The 19740-nt window shown below is 39.9% G+C and carries 14 protein-coding genes; 8 read left to right on the top strand and 6 right to left on the bottom strand.

Annotated features, from left to right (window positions below):
• Positions 1 to 434: 434 nt before the first annotated feature.
• On the top strand, positions 435 to 974 hold the full coding sequence (locus N6B01_RS01360; protein WP_182419590.1) for a peroxiredoxin: 540 nt from the start codon (positions 435 to 437) through the stop codon (positions 972 to 974).
• 346 nt (positions 975 to 1320) lie between these two features.
• A complete protein-coding gene (locus N6B01_RS01355; RefSeq protein WP_262079560.1) occupies positions 1321 to 2712 on the top strand; it encodes an L-serine ammonia-lyase in 1392 nt (463 codons plus the stop codon).
• Between the two features lie 419 nt (positions 2713 to 3131).
• Here the strand turns inward: N6B01_RS01355 and N6B01_RS01350 are convergent, their stop codons facing one another.
• Positions 3132 to 6488, bottom strand: a complete 3357-nt coding sequence (locus N6B01_RS01350) for an autotransporter outer membrane beta-barrel domain-containing protein (RefSeq protein WP_262079558.1) — start codon at positions 6486 to 6488, stop codon at positions 3132 to 3134.
• Between the two features lie 848 nt (positions 6489 to 7336).
• Positions 7337 to 8764 (bottom strand): aldehyde dehydrogenase family protein, encoded by a 1428-nt coding sequence (locus tag N6B01_RS01345; RefSeq protein ID WP_262079556.1) that lies wholly within the window; start codon positions 8762 to 8764, stop codon positions 7337 to 7339.
• A gap of 1026 nt (positions 8765 to 9790) precedes the next feature.
• Here N6B01_RS01345 and N6B01_RS01340 point away from each other — a divergent pair.
• From N6B01_RS01340 to N6B01_RS01330, 3 genes are all read left to right on the top strand, one after another.
• A complete protein-coding gene (locus tag N6B01_RS01340) occupies positions 9791 to 9961 on the top strand; it encodes a hypothetical protein (protein WP_262079555.1) in 171 nt (56 codons plus the stop codon).
• Positions 9962 to 10075: 114 nt separating this feature from the next.
• On the top strand, positions 10076 to 11692 hold the full coding sequence (gene purH / locus N6B01_RS01335) for a bifunctional phosphoribosylaminoimidazolecarboxamide formyltransferase/IMP cyclohydrolase (RefSeq protein WP_182418557.1): 1617 nt from the start codon (positions 10076 to 10078) through the stop codon (positions 11690 to 11692).
• A gap of 399 nt (positions 11693 to 12091) precedes the next feature.
• Positions 12092 to 13123, top strand: coding sequence for an aspartate-semialdehyde dehydrogenase (locus N6B01_RS01330; RefSeq protein ID WP_262079554.1), 1032 nt, complete (start codon positions 12092 to 12094; stop codon positions 13121 to 13123).
• A 211-nt stretch (positions 13124 to 13334) separates the two neighbouring features.
• Here N6B01_RS01330 and N6B01_RS01325 read toward each other — a convergent pair whose 3' ends face one another.
• Together N6B01_RS01325 and N6B01_RS01320 are read right to left on the bottom strand one after the other, a co-directional pair.
• A complete protein-coding gene (locus N6B01_RS01325; protein WP_262079553.1) occupies positions 13335 to 14306 on the bottom strand; it encodes a PAS domain-containing protein in 972 nt (323 codons plus the stop codon).
• Between the two features lie 451 nt (positions 14307 to 14757).
• Entirely contained in the window at positions 14758 to 15714 is a 957-nt protein-coding gene (locus tag N6B01_RS01320; RefSeq protein ID WP_262079552.1) for a PAS domain-containing protein, read from the bottom strand.
• A gap of 474 nt (positions 15715 to 16188) precedes the next feature.
• On the opposite strand from N6B01_RS01320, the gene N6B01_RS01315 reads away from it, so the two are divergent.
• Together N6B01_RS01315 and yacG are read left to right on the top strand one after the other, a co-directional pair.
• Positions 16189 to 17202 carry an HWE histidine kinase domain-containing protein gene (locus N6B01_RS01315; RefSeq protein ID WP_262079550.1) on the top strand — a complete coding sequence of 338 codons (1014 nt, stop codon included), beginning with the start codon at positions 16189 to 16191 and terminating at the stop codon, positions 17200 to 17202.
• 231 nt (positions 17203 to 17433) lie between these two features.
• Positions 17434 to 17634: a DNA gyrase inhibitor YacG gene (yacG, locus tag N6B01_RS01310; RefSeq protein ID WP_262079548.1), complete on the top strand. Its 201-nt coding sequence runs from the start codon at positions 17434 to 17436 to the stop codon at positions 17632 to 17634.
• A 256-nt stretch (positions 17635 to 17890) separates the two neighbouring features.
• On the opposite strand, the gene N6B01_RS01305 is transcribed toward yacG, so the two are convergent.
• Together N6B01_RS01305 and N6B01_RS01300 are read right to left on the bottom strand one after the other, a co-directional pair.
• Positions 17891 to 18445 carry an RNA polymerase sigma factor gene (locus tag N6B01_RS01305; RefSeq protein WP_182418551.1) on the bottom strand — a complete coding sequence of 185 codons (555 nt, stop codon included), beginning with the start codon at positions 18443 to 18445 and terminating at the stop codon, positions 17891 to 17893.
• A gap of 1 nt (position 18446) precedes the next feature.
• A complete protein-coding gene (locus N6B01_RS01300) occupies positions 18447 to 18653 on the bottom strand; it encodes a NepR family anti-sigma factor (RefSeq protein WP_182418550.1) in 207 nt (68 codons plus the stop codon).
• 237 nt (positions 18654 to 18890) lie between these two features.
• On the opposite strand from N6B01_RS01300, the gene N6B01_RS01295 reads away from it, so the two are divergent.
• Entirely contained in the window at positions 18891 to 19682 is a 792-nt protein-coding gene (locus N6B01_RS01295) for a response regulator (RefSeq protein WP_262079545.1), read from the top strand.
• Positions 19683 to 19740: the final 58 nt, after the last annotated feature.

The following is a 19740-nucleotide window of genomic DNA, read 5'->3' as shown; positions in this document are numbered from 1 at the left end:
TAAAAGCAAAAATTTTTAGCCCTTTTATCAAGATGTTTAGCTTTTTTCGCGGTTATTTCGGTAAGCTTATATTAAAAATCATATTTCTATTTTAAAAGAAATGCGAAGCTATAAGCCTAGAGTGAGACCTCTCATTTTAAATAAAAAACGAGCAAATAACTTATTTGTAAGACAAATGTAATCTACACCATAAAGCATCGCCATATGTTTTTCTTATTAGCGCAATAACCCCAGTTTATTGGCATTTTCTTAATGGTTTCTACGATTTAAATTTATTCTAAAGATGCTAAAATCCTTTGACTATTTTCAAAAAATTCGTTACTGTCACCAACATTAGAATTACCTTTTCCAAATAGCCTTATCATGACTATGTTCCTTTCTGCTATGCAGGTAAGGCTGTTTTATTTGTTCATTTTTAGGAGTAATTTAATATGATGATCGGTAGAAAAGTTCCTGATGTTACATTCCGCACGCGTATTCGTGATGAATCAATCGGGGGCTCAAACCCTTACCGTTGGGAAGATGTGACATCAGCTGATTATTTTGCCAATAAGCGGGTTATTCTTTTCTCATTGCCAGGTGCATTTACGCCTACCTGTTCAACATTTCAGCTACCAGACTTTGAAAAACTTTTTCCAGAATTTCAAGCTCTAGGCATTGATGACATTTATTGCTTATCGGTTAATGATGCTTTTGTTATGAATGCATGGGGCAAGCAGCAAGGTGTTCAGAACATTAAGCTTATTCCAGATGGCTCTGGTGAGTTTACCCGTAGAATGGGCATGTTGGTGCGTAAAGATAATGTAGGCTTTGGCCTACGCTCATGGCGTTATGCCGCCGTTATTAATAATGGCACTATTGAGCAATGGTTTGAAGAAGAAGGCTTGAGCGACAATTGTGATAGCGATCCTTATGGCGCATCATCACCACAGAATATTTTGGAAGTTTTAAAAGCTGAAGCCAAGGCTGCCTAATTTCAATAGATTATAAATGATTTTTACTATTTAAATATATAAAAAGCGTTTGCATATTAATTCTGCAAGCGCTTTTTTATTTTGATTTCAATAATACCCCATCGAAATCTGGTTAATTTAACGAATTATCTGAACCAAAAGCTCACTTAATTTATGCTGAAAATGCAATAAAATTACCCCCCCAATCTTAAGAACAAGCACTTTTGGTTTAAAAAACAAACTCAATAAACAGCAAGTTGCTTTTAACAAAGCTTGAAAAACTCTAAACTGTCATGATATTATCAAGATTGATAGGTGAAGTTTTATAGCTTAAATGCGGTTTCACATTTATTTAACGAGGCTGCTAATGTTTTTGAGTATTTTTGAAATTTTTAAAATTGGCATTGGTCCATCATCATCCCATACAATGGGACCAATGAGTGCGGCTTCCCTTTTTTTAGATTATTTAAGAAACTATCGTAAAAACAACGAAATTCATGCAATTAGCGCAACGCTTTATGGATCACTCGCCTTTACCGGTAAAGGACATGCTAGCGACCGAGCAATTGCTTTAGGATTATTAGGCTTTTTACCTGCAACACTAGATTCTAACCAAGCCGAAGCCGAGCTTTTAGCATTGGAACAACAAAAGCAGATAAGACCGCTTGGGCTGCCCAAAATGCGATTTGATCCGCAAAAAGATATTATTTTTGATTATGGCCCGCCTTTGCCCGGCCATGCTAATGGCATTATATTCCGAGTTTTTGATGAGAAATGCACCGAACTTTTACAAGAAACCTATTATTCAATCGGTGGGGGCTTTGTATTAACTGCCGCGCAATTAGAAGACCAAAAGCATAATATTGAGCGTAATAGCGATGCCACGGTATTCCCTTACCCCTTTGAAAATGCTTTAGAAATGCTAACCATGGCACGCGAGAGTGGCCTATCTATTGCCCAAATGAAGCGCGAAAATGAACTTTGCCGCCGCTCATTAAGTGATTTTGATGAGGGTATCGACCAATTATGGGCGGTTATGAATAATTGCATTGATAACGGGCTTGAACATGATGGCGAATTACCGGGTGGCTTACGCGTAAAGCGACGCGCAAAAAGGATCTATCAGCAATTAATCGCTGAAAAACAAAGCAATTTAATGCAGCCCCACGCCGCCACCGATTGGTTAATTGTTTATGCTATGGCGGTTAATGAAGAAAATGCTGCAGGCGGCCGTGTGGTAACAGCTCCAACCAATGGCGCAGCCGGTGTAGTACCGGCAGTTTTGCGTTATTATCTTGACCATTGCCATGGTGCGACAAAGGAAAAAATTGCAGATTTCTTACTAACTGCCGCCGCAATTGGTGGACTGATCAAACATAACGCGTCCATCTCTGGTGCAGAGGCAGGCTGTCAAGGTGAAGTTGGATCAGCATCAGCTATGGCGGCAGCAGGTCTTTGCGCAGCTTTAGGCGGTACGCCAATGCAAATAGAAAATGCAGCCGAAATTGCGCTTGAGCATCATTTAGGCATGACATGCGACCCCGTTGCAGGTCTTGTGCAAGTGCCATGTATTGAGCGCAATGGCCTAGGCGCAACCAAAGCCGTTGCGGCGGCATCGCTTGCCTTACGCGGTGATGGCACCCATTTTATGCCACTTGATAATTGTATTGAAGCCATGCGCCAAACCGGCGAAGACATGAATTTGAAGTTTAAGGAAACAAGCCAAGGCGGTCTTGCTGTCAATGTGCCAGAATGTTAATTCTATATACAGATCGTGCACCATCACGTTGGTTTCCAATCATGATGCTTTCATTACAATTGCAATACATCTCATTTCAAACCATTTTTTATTGCGACAGTCGACGATTTAATTGATATTAACAACATAGAATATTATAAATTTTTCATCAGCTTTTATCGCGCAAACTATAGAATACTTACCAATATAAAACATATTTTGTAATAATTTCGATACATATTGATAATTTTTTTTGATGAATTACAATAATAAGAAGAATTTTACTCTTAAAGAATTATTGCTGAATACAGCGTTTTTTTCAAAGACATTATTTTTTTCATTTTAGATATAAAAGCCAGCACAAAATAAATCTGTGCTGGCTTTTGTTTATTGAGGCACGTTGTATTATTGATTATGCCAATGTAAAATATTTCAAATAGTTAGAATTGATATTTAACTTTTACACCGCCGCCGCCGCCTTGACGCTCGCCGACATAGCCTTGGCCATTAACATCAATACTTAGTGCTTTATTAGTTGATATTGGCTGCACATTGAAACCTGCTTCAAAAATACCGCTATCACCTTTTAATGATGGCTTATCCAAATTAAACTCATAAGCCTTTGCTGAAATATCGCCATCAAACTCATGCTCATAAGTTGCACCGATATAAGGTTTCAACTGGTCATTATAGTTATAGCCATAGCGACCACCAATTTGCAGGCGTGAACTTTTTGAACTATCAAAATGCAAACGTTCATAGCCAATTGTCACTGTATCGCTATCCATATGTGTCCATAAATAGCGACCATATACATCAAGCGATTGTTTTTCATCAAAATTAAACACATAACCGCCAGCTAAATGTCCACCATAATAGGTTGAGTTGCTCTCATAAGAACCGCTATAATTACCGTTTAAGAAAGAAAGACCGCCAAAGGTCTGCCCCACATCAAACTTATTCGTGGAGCGACCAGCACGCAATGATACCTCAGCATAAAGCCCATCGGCTTGATCTGCCGCAATAGTATTGACTTTGCCAAGACCACTACCCACAAAATCAATACGGCCCAAAATGCCGCCGCCCTTATAATTGCTGTTACCATCGCCATAAACGGCAGCGTAATTAGTAAAGCTATTATAGGTATCATAAGTACCACGTCCATATTCAAAGAAAGCACCGACTGTTCCTTTATGGCCGCAATTAAAATCAAAGCCAAGTGCTAAACCAAGAGCCATATTAAAGCCCTTCATATCAGCATGGCTGCCGGTTTCATAGCGCTGCGATGAACCATTCATAAGTACGAAAGGTACTAATGCATTTTTCGTTTCTGCCCCTTGTGAAAAAGCTTGTGTACGGATGATATTAATACTTGAACCTATTAGATCATTGCCTTGATTGGCAAATGCCAATGCAGCTGCGCGACCTTCGGCATAGGATTTTGACTGCGGATTAAGCCGTGCGGCCGATTGCCCTGTGCTTGTAGTTCCTCCCCAAGCGTTATTATTAGCGTTAGAACTACTGCCACCAGAATTGCCAGAAGCTGAATCTGCTTTATCATTAATGGTCAGCACAAGTGCATGATTATCATTAGCTTGTTGGGCTAAGCTTGCTTCATAAATGATAAAGCTGCCTTGCTGAATTGTATAGAGACCAGAAGCTGTCCATGATCCTTGGGTTTTATCAATCAAATTTACCCGATCACCAACATTTAAACGCGAACCATCATTATACATAGCGATACTATGTTTTGTATTTGTAAGGTCAACTGGTGTACCATTTTCTGCAATAGTCACCATTGTGTCGCCGTTAAAGACATTGCTTGGCAATAACCAATTATAATTTTCAAAATTATAAATACCTGATAGTGTGCCACGATAACCATTGAGATTTAACGTATTCCCAGCGGCAACCTTATCAAAAGCGCTATTAACGCTGCCATCACCATTGAGACTATAACCACCATAAATTGCACCGTAAGATGTAAGATTATTATTCTCATCGCGATTGCCGATCTTTATGTCGGTTCCTTCAAGGGTAACAATATTATTGATTGTCGCACCACCAATACCGCTGTCTTCTATCGGGTCGGCTGCCCCTCCCATGCTATAACCGCCATAGACATTACCCCAAATGAGTGATTTGCCAGAAATAATAATCTTGTTGCCAGTAACATCGCCACCATTGCCACCATTGCTAAAGCCGCCAGTGCCACCAATGCTCAATCCACCAAAGATTGAACCTCCATCAACGCCTTGACTGCCATGGCCAGCTATTTCACCTTCACCACCCAAACCGCCTTTAGCGCCTATCAAGGTTACATCTTTTACAATAACTTCGTTTTGGCTAACAAGTCCACCAAAGCCACCTATACCGGTACCATTTGTATCCAAGCCATCATCATAGCCAGAAGATCCACCAACACTTAATCCGCCAATGACAGAACCGCCACCAATACCACCATGGCCACCACCACCGGTGGCATCAGAGCCAGTGCCACCATCTGCCCCTATCAATGTAATATTGGTTAATACGACCTGGTTTGAGGTGACGGCACCGCCTTTGCCTCCGCCAATATTATCGCCAATACCAGAGCCACCAAAACTTGCACCACCAACAATAAGGCCGCCACCAGCACCGCCGTGACCACCACCACCGCCGCCACCATTATTACCACGACCGCCATCTGCTCCAGTTAATGTCGCATTGGTGATTAGCAAGCGATTATCACGCACTTCACCGCCAGCGCCAGCGCCAAAGCTCGCGCCAATTGCAGTGCCACCATAGCTAATGCCGCCAAACACTGAACCGCCACCAATGCCGCCGTGGCCCCCGCCGCCAGAACCACGCAATCCATCACCGCCTTTTGCGCCAATCAGTTGGACATCGGTTAGGGTAATAATATTGCCATGAACTGTGCCGCCTGCGCCGGCTGTTCCTGCAATACTCACACCGCCAATAACTGAACCACCGCCGAAGCCTCCTTGGGTACCACTGAGGGAAAAGGTTGGTCTTGTTGTCTCCGCACCGGTTAATCTAACATGAGCAAGGGTCACAAGGTTCTCACCGACAAGACCACCATTCGCGTGAGTATTTCGGTCATTAAAAGCTGAAGAGGCTGAACCACCAATGCTCAATCCGCCAAGTACAAGGCCGCCGCCTTGGGTGCCAATACCGCCGCTAATGTCTACATTTGTTAGAGCAACAGAGTTTTTGGTTACTGCGCCGCCATTTCCAGATAGCGCACCGAATGCTCCATTGCCACCAATGCTAACACCGCCTATTATGCTGCCACCACCAAAAGGGCCATAACTTCTATCCGAGCTATTGTTAACTGCATTATGACCTGTCCAATCATATTGAATATCTTTTATCGTAACACTATTTTCAGAGACGTTTGCCCCGCTCGCTCCATTTGCATTATCACCGCTTGTACCATTAGCACCAATATCAATACCGCCATAAACAACATAGGGTGCTACAACAATTTTGCCGTCACTAGCATCTGTATTCCAAACATCTTTGCCATTCACTGCATTTACGCTTGATGTGTTTCCCGTAACTGTTATTTTATTGGCAGATTGTGTTGCATTGGCATTTGGATAAAGGCTTTGGTAATTATAACCATTTCCCATTGGGTCAATTTGCAATAAACTGATATCATTAACACCGCCATATTCTATGTCTGCTGCCATAACTGGTGCTAAAACTGATTGTAGAATTACCCCTGTTGCTCCAAGTGTCGTTGCTAAAGCAAAAATTGATACTGAGCGTTTAAACTGCAAACCTAAAGCCATAAAAATATCCCTCAGAATTAAATTCTAAATTGCTAACTATCATTCTATATCATGTATTTCAATTTAAAATATGTATAAATTGCCTCTTTAAAATTACTAAATGGTATAACCTCATATAGTTAAATGGATTTTCATGTAACGTCATTTAACAAATAGAGGATATACTCTATTAAAATACCATAGTTCGATCGCAGGTTAATTATAAGAATGCAATTCTCTTTTTAGTCGTACGAATATTGATTCAATAAGCGTTATCTGAAAAGCAGTATCCTATTGATTAAAAAGAAAGATAACTCAAAAATTGGATTATTTAAAGAAATGATGGGTTGCTAGACCGCCAATTTTAAAATTAGGCAGCCTGCTAGAAGCACATTTTTTAAATTCGGTGCTTAAAAATAAGAGCCTATGGCGATTTTAAAACCGATCCGCCTTTGCTTGCATTAGCGTGTTGCCCCTAGGGTCAGGACCTATTAATTTGAACAAAATGGTTTGAGGAATTTTTTGTGAGAACCCAAAGATTAAAGGTGAGAAGATCCACAGGAAATATGGATATTTTCAAGGGTCTTCGACAAAGTTATCGCGAAAATTTACTTGTATCATGAAAGGACACAAAAACAGCTGTAATCTACTGCATCGTAAGGTTCAAATGGGTATACCACCCACTTTTCGCTCTCCTCCTTGTATATTTTTGCTTTTTATTGTGCCATTTCATTTCAATTAATAGGTCCTAACCTTAATCTTGCAGGCGACGAAAATCTTTTGCCACGATAAGGTTTTTAATCGACAACCCATAAAAAAGGCAGCGGTGACGCTGCCTTTTTGCTTTATAAGACTACCAATGTATAAAACTACCACTGTGAGACGGCTTTGCTATCAAGGAATTCTTCAATCCCCCAAATTCCACCTTCTCTTGCGCGACCGGAGCTTTTAACACCGCCAAAGAAGCATTGGCGTGGCAAGCCCTTACCATTGACGGCCACCATGCCAGAGCGCAAAACACGCGCAACGCGGCGACATTTTTCTGCGTCTTGTGATTGGATATAATTGGTCAAACCATATTCCGTATCATTGGCAAGTTTTATTGCTTCTTCCTCGCTATCAAAGGGCATAATTGACAAAACAGGGCCAAAAATTTCTTCGCGATAAATGCGCATATCATCACGCACATCAGCAAAAATAGTGGGGCGCACATAATAGCCTTTTGACAAATGATCGGGACGACCAACACCGCCACAGAGCAAAGTTGCCCCTTCATCTATACCAACTTGAATAAGGTCTTCAATCTTGTCAAATTGTGCTTTAGACACAACAGGGCCAATATGATTGCCTGCTTCCTTTGGATTGCCAACTTTAACGCTTGCACCAAAACTTTTCGCAAATTCAACTGCTTTTGCATAAAGTGGACGTTCAACCATCATACGGGTTGGCGCATTACAGCTTTGACCGCTATTATTAAAGCAATGTAAAATACCGCGCTTTACCGCATCTTCATCTGCATCAGCAAAAATGATATTAGCACCTTTACCACCAAGCTCAAGTGCAACCCGCTTTAAGGATTTAGCCGCATTTTCAGATATTGCCTTGCCAGCGCGAGTTGAACCGGTAAAGCTAATCATTTCCACATCAGGGTGACCAGAAAGACAAGTGCCAACACCAGCGCCATCACCATTAACCAAATTGAAAACGCCTGCAGGAACACCAGCTTCATCAATGAATTCTGCCATGAGCAATGATGACATTGGCGCAATTTCCGATGGTTTAAGCACCATGGTACAACCAGCAAGAAGGGCCGGTATGACTTTCAAAGTAACTTGGTTCATCGGCCAGTTCCACGGCGTAATCAAACCAACGACACCAATGGCATCATAAACAAGTGCGCCCTCATTTTCTTCGTTAAGGGGGCGTACAAATTTGAATTTTTTAAAAGCAGCAATAAAATCTTCAATATGGCATTTTCCAGCCTCTGCTTGTTGAGACAAAGCCATGTCGCTTGGCGCACCCATTTCATAGGTAATAGCTTCAGCCATTTCACTGATACGGCGATTATAAACAGCCAAAATACGTTCCACATAATCAAGCCGTTCCTCTGGTGTTGTTTGCGACCATGTTGGAAAGGCCTTTTTAGCTGCTGCGACAGCATTATTGGTGTCTTCTATACCACCAATAGAAATAACCGCATAGGCTTCTTCGCTTGATGGATCAATAACGCTTAAGTCATTATTTTGAATTGGATTAACCCATTTGCCATCAATATAAAATTGGCGTTTCTCAATCATATTCTATCTCCCATAGTTTATTGATTAAAGTGTTTTCACGACAATGGAGCAATGCGATTACCCCAGAATTATTTCATAATATCTAAATACAACTTTTATTGGCTGTTTATATTACAGTTCTTTAGGCTTTCCCATATACGAACTGGCAAATTACAAAAAATTTATCCATGAATTTTAGGAATATTTATGCTATTATTAAAATACCTAACGAAACAATATCCACTTAAAGTTTCAACGATAAAATATTTATTTTACGCATATATCTTAACATGCATTGGATCAAAATATTCCCGTCTCATGGCATTACCTAGGGGTAGGACCCATTAATTTAAATGAAATGGCACAATAAACAGCAAAAATATACGAGGAGTAAGGCGAAAAGTGTGTGGTATACACAGTTGAGCTTTACGACGCGGTAGATTACGGCTGTTTTTGTGTCCTTTTAGGATATGGTAAATTTTTGCCATAACTTTGTCAAAGAGCCTTGAAAATATTCATATTTCTAGCGGCTTTTCTCCTCATTCTCACAAAAATTTCCTCATACCATTTTGTTAAAATTAATAGGTCCTGACCCTAAATACTCCTTTGTGTTAACGCAGGTTTTCAAGATCCTTAGCCATAATACAATGAAACATTCGCTTTTTGAAATAGAAAATACCATAATTTGATAAAATACGTACATATTTTGATCAAATTATGTAAGGTTTTTAATTTATAATATGGCATATTTCGTATAATAGGCAAAAAATACGCTAAAAATGTATAAAAAGAAAAACAATTGAAAAATAAACCAAAATATTTACTGCTAAAATTTGTCATTTTAGCCCTGCTTTGTAATTTTGTTTTTGGCTGCAAAAAAATCCTGCCAATGCTAGCGATGAACAATTAACTGTATTTTTTGGCGAAATAACAAAAGACCCTCTATTCAAAGAACTCTCAATACAAAAAATAGATATTACAAACATGCTTTGCTTAATCAAAATGGCAAAGCTTCCTGTCGATAGTTCCCTTAAAAGGCTTCAAGACATGATGACTTCAGACCAGCGATTTTGTGAACGAATTTTCGTTGATCTTATTAATGATCCACAAAAAAATAAATTAGACATAACTATGGATGACTTAACTGACCCCCAATTAGCTAAACGCGTCCTTCATTTATACCAAACGCAAGGTATTTTCTATGGCAACAGCAAATAGTCGTAAAGCAGGGTTATTCCTATAATGAATTCATAATGTCACTATAGGAATTTTTGTTTGTCTATGCTATGGCATAGCCATTCTTTCCCTCCATCTTCAAATAGGGTAATTCTCATGGCTGTCATTTCTAAACATGTTCCCGCTCCTGATTTACATCGGGTGCGCCGCGCTTTGCTTTCTGTTTCTGATAAACGCGGTTTGATTGATTTTGCAACTAAGCTCACTGCTCACGGGGTTGAACTTATTTCAACAGGCGGCACAGCCAAAGCAATTAGTGAAGCAGGCTTGAAAGTGCGCGATGTGTCAGAAATTACTGGCTTTCCCGAAATTATGGATGGCCGTGTAAAGACCTTGCATCCATCGGTCCATGGTGCATTATTAGCCGTGCGTGACGACCCAGAACATGCCAAAGCTATGCAAGATCATGGCATTGTTGGTATTGATCTTGTGGTTGTTAATCTTTACCCTTTTGAAGAAGTTGTCGCCTCTGATGCTGACAATGACACCATTGTTGAAAATATCGACATTGGCGGGCCTGCTATGATTAGGGCATCGGCTAAAAACCATGCCTATACCGCCATCGTCACTGATCCTGATGATTATGACCAAGTTCTTGCTAATCTTGATAAATATGAAGGTAGCCTCAACCTTGAGTTTCGCCGCAAATTAGCGGCTCGTGCTTTTGCTCGCACTGCGTCTTACGATGCGGCTATTTCTAATTGGTTTGCCAAAACATTAGAAATTGATACACCAACTTGGCGCGCAACAGCAGGTAAATTGCACACTGTTATGCGCTATGGAGAAAACCCACATCAACAAGCTGGCTTTTATGTCAATGGTGAAAAACGTTTTGGTGTTGCAACAGCGCAAGTTGTGCAGGGCAAACAGCTTTCTTATAATAACATCAATGATACCGATGCAGCCTTTGAATTAGTTGCCGAATTTTCGCCAGAAAAACAAGCCGCGGTTGCAATTATCAAGCATGCTAATCCTTGCGGTGTAGCGCAAGGCACAAGCTTAAAGGACGCTTATTTACAAGCCCTATCCTGTGATCCTGTTTCAGCCTTTGGTGGCATTGTGGCATTAAATCGCATTCTTGATGAAGACGCTGCAGAAGAAATCGTAAAAATCTTCACCGAAGTTATTATTGCACCCGATGCAACCCCAGCAGCGCGCGAAATCATCGCCGCCAAGAAAAACTTGCGCTTGCTCATTGCCGGTGGTTTACCTGACCCTAAAGCTGCAGGCATTACCTATCGCAGTGTCGCGGGTGGCCTTTTGGTGCAAAGTCGTGATAATGGCATTGTTGATGCCTGTGATTTACAAGTGGTAACTGAGCGCCAACCAACTGAGCGCGAATTAAATGACATGAAATTTGCTTTCCGTGTTGCAAAACATGTAAAATCAAATGCCATAGTTTATGCTAAAAATAGTGCAACCGTCGGCATTGGTGCTGGCCAAATGAGCCGTGTGGATAGCGCCCGTATTGCTGCACAAAAAGCCATCGATGCAGCCAATGCCCAAGGCTTGAGCGAGCCGCAAACCAGAGGCTCTGTTGTTGCATCAGACGCATTTTTCCCATTTGCTGATGGTTTATTATCAGCGATTGAAGCAGGTGCTACCGCAGTTATTCAACCAGGTGGCTCTATCCGCGATGATGAAGTAATTGCCGCGGCTAACGAACATGATGTTGCCATGGTGTTTACTGGTATGCGTCATTTCCGCCATTAATTTTACCTACAATATTTAAATCCGCTCAATATGTCATTGGGCGGATTTTGCTTTTGTATTGGACGCATAAATTTTTACTTTTACTTGTCCCATACCAATATTTTTTGAGTGAAACAGAATAGATAATTGACTTATGGCAAAAAAACGCTAAAAACAAATCCCATAGGAGTTTTCGAAAATGCGCAAGTTATCGGAAAATTTGGCTCAATTTACACACCATTTTGGTGTAAGCCTTGCTGCGCGCTCGTCAACTCTAAAATCTGGCCTCAAGAAAACGACAACCAAAACGGTTTAATGTCCCTTGGCCAACTCGCCCCTCTCCCGGGTCAAGGCCCGGGGAGAAAGCCTGGTGTGGCCGCCGGGTTCTCGTGAAAAGCGGAGAGGGACAGGAGTGACAAAATGGGTTATAAGGTTGCAATTGTAGGCGCGACAGGCAATGTTGGCCGTGAAATGCTTAACATCTTAGAAGAACGCGGCTTTCCTGCAGATGAAATTATTCCTCTTGCTTCAAGACGCAGTTTAGGAACAGAAGTTTCCTATGGTGACAGAACGCTTAAAGTTCGCGCCCTTGATAATTATGATTTTTCCGATACTGATATTTGCCTTATGTCGGCTGGTGGTACTATTTCAAAAGAATGGTCACCTAAGATTGCCGCACAGGGCTGTGTCGTTATCGACAATTCCTCGGCATGGCGTTATAATTCTGATGTGCCTTTGATTGTACCTGAAGTTAATCCCGATGCGATTAATGATTTTAAAAAGCGCAATATTATTGCCAATCCAAATTGCTCAACTGCACAGCTTTTAGTCGTGTTAAAGCCTTTACATGATGCAGCGACCATCAAGCGCGTTGTTGTATCCACCTACCAATCCGTATCTGGTGCAGGTAAGGAAGGCATGGACGAACTTTTTGAACAAGCACGCGGCGTTTTCGTTGGTGATCCAATCACGGTTAAAAAGTTTACCAAGCGCATTGCTTTTAACGTTATTCCTCATATTGATGTCTTTATGGAAGATGGCTACACCAAGGAAGAATGGAAAATGGTAGCCGAAACCAAAAAGATGCTTGATCCAAAGATCAAGATGACCGCAACAGCTGTGCGTGTTCCTGTCTTTATTGGCCATGGTGAAGCGGTTAATGTTGAATTTGACAAGCCAATTAGCGCTGAAGAAGCCCGCGAATTATTGCGTGACGCTCCAGGTGTTCAGGTAGTTGATAAGCACGAAGATGGTGGTTATGTCACACCCCATGAAGCTGCAGGCGAAGATGATACTTTTGTTAGCCGTATCCGCGAAGATATCACCGTTGAAAACGGCTTATCTTTCTGGGTGGTTGCTGATAATTTGCGCAAGGGCGCTGCCCTAAACGCAGTACAAATTGCTGAACTTCTCGTTGCCAAGGGTCTATTGACACCTAAATCAGCCGCATAAATGACGACAATCTATCCCCAAAATGGAATACCCATTTTGGGGATTTTTATAGGTGCTTAACGAGATCTCATCATTATCCCTAAAGGTTATCATCCAATGAGCTAAGCATCACATGGTATGACGAAAAACCGCATGCACCTTTTTCTAAAATGCTTTTTTCTACGCATTTTTCAACGAAAAACCGCTACGCACTTTTTCTAAAATGCTTGCCTCAAACATCAAGACATATATCAATATTATATTCCAAAACGCCATCTTCCTGAAGTGTGGAAAGATTATTGTTAGGATTAATATTAATCAAACGATAAATAAGGCTATTGTCAATATCGCCATTAGTATCATGGAGTGGATTGAGCCTTTGTTCTCGCCAAACAATATTCAACATATTGTTATCCAAGACGCGCCAATATATGCTTATATTTTCAAGCTCAACATTATTGTCAATCGCATCGTGAATGAGCCCTTGTATTAAAAGTATCAAAGGAGGTTGGTAAAGCGCACTCAAAGCAACACGATCGCCCTTAATAGAAATAGCGCTGATATCAGCCACCATTAATGATAATGCATTCCTGATAGTTTCCTCAATATCCTTAGATAAGCCCTGCATATCAATAAAAGATGCTTGAACTTCAACCAAGAGATCAAAGCGGCGTTGTAATTCCATTTCAGCGCTTACTGTATCACTTTCACGGCTTAATACTTCATCAACTGAACGCTCAATCATTTTGATTATATCACGAACCACGCTTACCGATTGTTGTTTCAATAAAGCAAGATTTTCATGAAAATGCTTACGTTCTGTTACATCTGTTCCCTGCACATAAATACCAATAATCTCGCCTTCCTTGTCGCGAATAGGATGATGCAAAAAATCGGCATAGCGAATTTTAAAGTCTGGACCGTTATTGATAAAAGCACGATAAGGCAGCTCACGCGCCATAAATGGTTTTCCAGTTTTCCAAACTGAATCTAAACGGCCGACTATATCCTTTCGTAATGGTTCAGGTGCAAGTTCTTTAATGCTTAAACCGATTACATCCATACCACCAAGCATCACTTCAACTTCCTTATTTGTAAAAGCGAACCGGTAATCTTCTCCTAAAAAAATCATCACAAACCCTGGGGCTTGCGCGAGCAAATCCTGTAAAAATGCCAATTCTGGAAGTTTTTTAACATTAGTCAAAATAAATATCCAATTCAAACAACGCATCTTAAGCCAAGCGAAAATTTGCTGAGCAATGCAGGAAAATAGGTGTGACTTTTGAAGGGAATTCATCTAATTGATTAATTAGAAGGTAAATAGATCACTTAAAAAATAAGCGCATTCCACAGTAAGTCATGATCGATATGGTAACAACGCATAAAGCTAATAATTGGTTGCGCGCTTGAGTGACTTTTATCAAAGCAAATAGATTTTAAGGAGCCAATAAATAGAGCAAAGTTTTAATTTTAAGCGATTGTTTATATGAAAACTACAATTAAAACTGAATTAATATGCTCTAAGCGCGCGGGCCATAAATAATCATGTTAAGTAAATGACCACTATAACTTATTGCACCTGCAATAGAATGCCTGGTTAAACATTGCTATTAATTTCCACAGTTAAACAGTAAGATGATAATATCTCCCTATGCTCATGCATCTTCAAGACATAGGTCAATTACATATTCAATATTTTGCGAACGTCTTGACGATTTTATCTTATTTTTCTGGTTCAGCGTCATTAATCTATTTACAACACTGCTATCAAGGCTTGATAATTGACACTTATCCGTTTCGATCGCTTTTTCTTGCCAAGCTATATTTATCTTATTTTGGCCGTTTCGCTTCCAACTTATATGGATTTTTTCAGGCGCTACCCCGTTTTTAATAGCATTGCGTGCCATGTCTTGCATCAACAACACCAAAGCTGATTGGTAATTGCGGTCTAGTTCAATTGGTTGCCCACTAATTTCTATAGCTTGCGCATTAGGCATTATTAGCGATATCGCGCTTCGGATAATGCTGTGTAGACTTCTATTGCCATTCGTATTGCTTAAAAAACTTGCCTGTAACTCTGCCAATAAATCAAAGCGACGTTGCACGTCGTTATAAGCACTATCCAGATTATCAGCTGTTTCTAATGCATGATCAACCGAGTTTTCGATCATGATTATAATTGCACGCATAAGGCTTATAGACTGATGCTTTAAAAACGCCAAATTTTCTTGTGCAATTTTTCGATCGGTAACATCAATCCCTTGCACATAGATGCCAACCATTTTGCCATCATGGTTTTTAATCGGTTGATGCAAAAAGTCACCATAACGCACAATAATATCATTCTTATTCTTATCGTAAGTTCGATAAGCTAAGGCTTTGGCCATGAAAGGTTTTCCGGTTTTCCAAACGCGGTCAAGTCGATTTGTAATTTCATGACAAAGATCAGCGGGCAAGGTTTCAAAAACGGTTTGGCCGATAACATTGCGTCCGCGCAGCATCACTTCCATGCCTCTATTCATAAAAGCATAGCGATATTCACGACCCAAAAATACAGTAACAAAACCTGGAGCCTGCGCGACGACTTGCCTTAAAAAATCGAGCTCAGACAAAATTTCCTTTGCATACACTCAATATTACCTCATAAATTTTAAATCTAGTCTTAAAGATGCAGCAAAAATGAAATTGAATATTGAAAAATAGAAAGATCAATAAATTACAAATATTCTTTTGCTTTGATAACAGTCAAATTTAAGCCTTTTTTATTTCCTAGCTTTGAAAAATACTACAATGCTGCGCCTAAATTCGTTAGTTATGGCAGTTAAAGACAATTGTAAGGTTTGCTCGGTTAATTTTTGTAAAAATTTTTTGATTGAAGTTTAACGATACGCTAATTGGCAAAATATCTTACAGAACCGCTTTGACAATTTTTATTCAAACTTCTGTCCAACTAAATGAGATAATTGAAAGCGAAAAGCTGTTAAATGTTTAAATATTATTTCCTGAGTCCAAATGATGCTATCGTGATTTTTTATATATAAAATTGATTCTGTCTTATGAAATGTTAATGGGGTTGGGCATTTGCGATGGTAAAGGAAAAAGTTATTTCCGACATCAATTTTTTAAGGGAGCTTATCGCACAGGCTCCCGGCTTTGTTATTGTGTATCTTCACCGGCAACATGAGATATATATAACCAATAAGGCCCTAGAAGAGCTTGTTTGGCAAACTGATCTTATCGGCCATACAGTTGATGAAATTGTACCTGAATTTGCTCGTGATGCAGTGCGCGAAAAGCTTGATAGAGTTTGGGAAACCGGCGAGCCCTATATTGGTAATGACATACCAATTTTGGTACAGCCTCCAGGTAGTGATCACCCCGTTACCCGTTATGTGGATATGATTCACCAACCATTGCGATCCGCCAGCGGTGAAATGATTGGGATCTATGTGCAAGGAGTAGATGTCACTAAACGGCGTGAATATGAAGAAGAAGTAAAGCTGTTAAATGGCGAATCGATTCATCGTATTAAGAACATTATTTCAGTTGCCAAAGCAATTGTATTGCAAACCCTTAAAACAAGTGATGATATTAGCAGCGCCCGACAAAAAATTTACAATCGACTTGAAATATTAAATTCAGCTCAAAATGCCATTGCTGGTGAAAGCATATTGAAGCTTGATCTACGCAATATTATTAAAGATTCTATTGCAACAAGCCTTGAAACTTTTCCCAATATTACAATTGAAGGCCCTTCTGTAAATTTACCAAAACGCTATTGTTTACCGTTAAGTCTGACCTTGCATGAGTTGGCAACCAATGCATTGAAATATGGAGCATTAGCGGTGCCGGATGGAGCATTGTCAATTCATTGGCAACTACAAAAAGATGGTGCAATCGATATTTTATGGGAAGAAAAATTTACAAATAATAATATAAAGCAGGAAGACAATTCTTCTAAGCCGTTTAAAAAAGGGAGAGACGGCTTCGGCTCAAAACTTATACAACGCAGTCTTGGCATTGATGTACGCAATAAAATCTCAACTAATTATAAGCCTGATGGATTTAGCTGTTATATCAAACTTTATCTGGATGACTAGAAGTTTTTGCGCAGTACTCAACAGCAATAAGCGTTTAGATTTATGGCTAAAAACAAATAGGATATTCATTGTCTTTAACTAACGCAGAGCTGTCTTGGCATTTTTTTTCACTCGATAATTATAGGCAAATTTTGTGTTTTCGCCACTAAATTTGCTTGAACTAGGGCTATAAGGCTTTTAAAAGGCTCCATGTTAACTAGCTCAGCTGCACATCACGACAAGTAGATAAAAATGACTGATAAAAATAATGCTTCAAGCGACAATGTAACACCATTGCGCCCACCTGTACCCTGCCCAGAATGTGGAAAACTGTCTAGCCGCAGCACTTATCCATTTTGCTCTTCAGGCTGTAGATCAATGGATCTTAACCGTTGGCTATCAGGTCGTTATGTCTTACCTGGTAAACCAATAAATGATGAGAATGAAAATTGATTTTTGCATTTCTTTTTATTGAGATTTTGTGAAAGCTTTAATCACTAGCTTCGCCAATCAACATATTAATTGATTTTTTACTTTTAAATCAATTAGATGGTCTGATTGTTAAGTAATAAAATACGCAAATTAAATATTACTAAATATACAATTAAATTATTTTAGCAAATATAAGTATTATTGATTGAATGGACTTGCTTAATTAATATGTAAGAAAATTTATTTATGGATAAGCCCCCGCATGGCTTATCAAAATTTATACACTAAATGAGCGCATGGTTGCACCGGCAGAATCTGCATCCGGTCCATAATCAGATTCGCCATCAACACCTAAAAGCTCTTGCAATCGAATACGGGCGCGACTAACGCGACTTTTAACCGTACCAACCGCACAACCGCTAATCTCCGCCGCTTCTTCATAAGAGAAACCTGAAGCGCCGATAAGAATAATTGCTTCACGCTGATCGGCTGGCAATTGTTCCAAAGCTTTTTTGAAATCTTGTAAATCTAAAGCACCATATTGTGAAGGATGCACAGCCATATTATCGGTAAAGACATTATCTGGGTCTTGAACTTCACGCCCACGTTTGCGCATTTTGCTAAAAAATTCATTACGCAAAATAGTAAAAAGCCAAGCCTTTATATTTGTACCCGCCTCAAAACTATCTTGCTTGCCCCATGCTTTCATGATGGTATCTTGTACAAGATCATCAGCCCGATCATAAGCACCGGTTAATGATACAGCAAATGCGCGCAATTGCGGCAAAGTTGCCAACATATTTCGTCGAAAATCGTTTGCTTCACCAGTCACTTTATTCCCCCTTAAAGCCTTTCGCTTGCCCACTCATTTCTATTTCGTCAAGTTGTTCGAGAAGATCCAAAAATCGATCTGGAATCTCTTCTTCTTGAATCGAAGTATAAAAGGCACGCAACTGATTTGCGATTTGGCTGTTAGAACCAAATAACTCATCAGACACAGGCTGACCCCGATTTTCACCTTTGTCTTCTTTATTTTGCATTTTTTCTAACCTTTTAACTTTAACCACAAATATAAGTGATGTATGTTCTTTATCATCAAAAGATGATAAGTGGTATATGTTCTTTACCACCTATAGATGATAAGTGATATATGTTTTTTATCATCTATAGTTGAACATGTAAAAATAAAAAAAGTTCCGAATTGTATGAAACTTTTTTCCTCATCAGGCATTATACCCTAAAGTTGTATTTTTTAGGGCCAAAAGGAGCTAAATGGCATGTCCCTTTCCACACGGATTGCACCGCATCTTCCCTATTTAAGACGCTTTGCACGCGCAGTTACAGGTTCCCAGCAGTCAGGGGATGCTTATGTTGCTTCAATGCTTGGTGCATTGATAGCAGATATATCGATTTTTCCAAAATCAACTAGTGATCGTATTAGTGTCTATCATTTGTTTTGTGGGCTTTTTGACCAAACATCTTCAAATATTCCTGAGCCAATGCCACAAATTGACAAATTTGCCCATCCCGATGCCAAATTATCTTACCTTACACCGCGCGCACGGCAAGCATTTTTGCTGGTTGCGGTTGAAGGGTTTAATGAAAAGGAAGCCAGTGAAGTTTTAGGCGTTAGCGAAGGCAAATTTCTTGATCTTCTGGGTGAAGCATCAAAAGACATTTCTGAGCAGGTAGCAACAACAATCCTCATAATTGAGGACGAACCCCTCATCGCCATGGATATTGAGCAATTGGTTGAAGGCTTGGGGCATGATGTTGTCGGTATTGCCCGCACTCGTGACGAGGCAGTCAAGCTATTTAACGAATCAAAGCCCGGTATGGTTCTTGCTGACATTCAGCTTGCTGACGGAAGCTCAGGAATAGACGCAGTAAATGATATACTCGCCGATAACGCCTTGCCAGTCATTTTTATAACCGCTTTTCCAGAGCGACTATTGACAGGCTTGCGTCCTGAGCCAACATTTCTTGTAACCAAGCCATTTAATCCTGATATGGTTAAGGCACTTATAAGCCAAGCTTTGTTTTTTCAGGAAAACGCCCATAATGGGTAATGATTGCTTAATTTTTTAAAAACCCTTCTGATAAAATCAAGATTATCTTACTTTATTT

It is taken from the genome of Bartonella sp. HY406, assembly GCF_025449315.1.
In the GTDB taxonomy this organism is placed as follows: domain Bacteria; phylum Pseudomonadota; class Alphaproteobacteria; order Rhizobiales; family Rhizobiaceae; genus HY038.
Note: the sequence above shows the minus strand (reverse complement) of the source record. Positions and strands in the feature narration are given on the sequence as shown.

Coding starts and splice junctions, on each gene's coding strand:
- N6B01_RS01360 (WP_182419590.1), top strand. CDS start 435: ATGATCGGTAGAAAAGTTCCTGATGTTACATTCCGCACGCGTATTCGT.
- N6B01_RS01355 (WP_262079560.1), top strand. CDS start 1,321: ATGTTTTTGAGTATTTTTGAAATTTTTAAAATTGGCATTGGTCCATCA.
- N6B01_RS01350 (WP_262079558.1), bottom strand. CDS start 6,488: ATGGCTTTAGGTTTGCAGTTTAAACGCTCAGTATCAATTTTTGCTTTA.
- N6B01_RS01345 (WP_262079556.1), bottom strand. CDS start 8,764: ATGATTGAGAAACGCCAATTTTATATTGATGGCAAATGGGTTAATCCA.
- N6B01_RS01340 (WP_262079555.1), top strand. CDS start 9,791: ATGATGACTTCAGACCAGCGATTTTGTGAACGAATTTTCGTTGATCTT.
- purH (WP_182418557.1), top strand. CDS start 10,076: ATGGCTGTCATTTCTAAACATGTTCCCGCTCCTGATTTACATCGGGTG.
- N6B01_RS01330 (WP_262079554.1), top strand. CDS start 12,092: ATGGGTTATAAGGTTGCAATTGTAGGCGCGACAGGCAATGTTGGCCGT.
- N6B01_RS01315 (WP_262079550.1), top strand. CDS start 16,189: ATGGTAAAGGAAAAAGTTATTTCCGACATCAATTTTTTAAGGGAGCTT.
- yacG (WP_262079548.1), top strand. CDS start 17,434: ATGACTGATAAAAATAATGCTTCAAGCGACAATGTAACACCATTGCGC.
- N6B01_RS01300 (WP_182418550.1), bottom strand. CDS start 18,653: ATGCAAAATAAAGAAGACAAAGGTGAAAATCGGGGTCAGCCTGTGTCT.
- N6B01_RS01295 (WP_262079545.1), top strand. CDS start 18,891: ATGTCCCTTTCCACACGGATTGCACCGCATCTTCCCTATTTAAGACGC.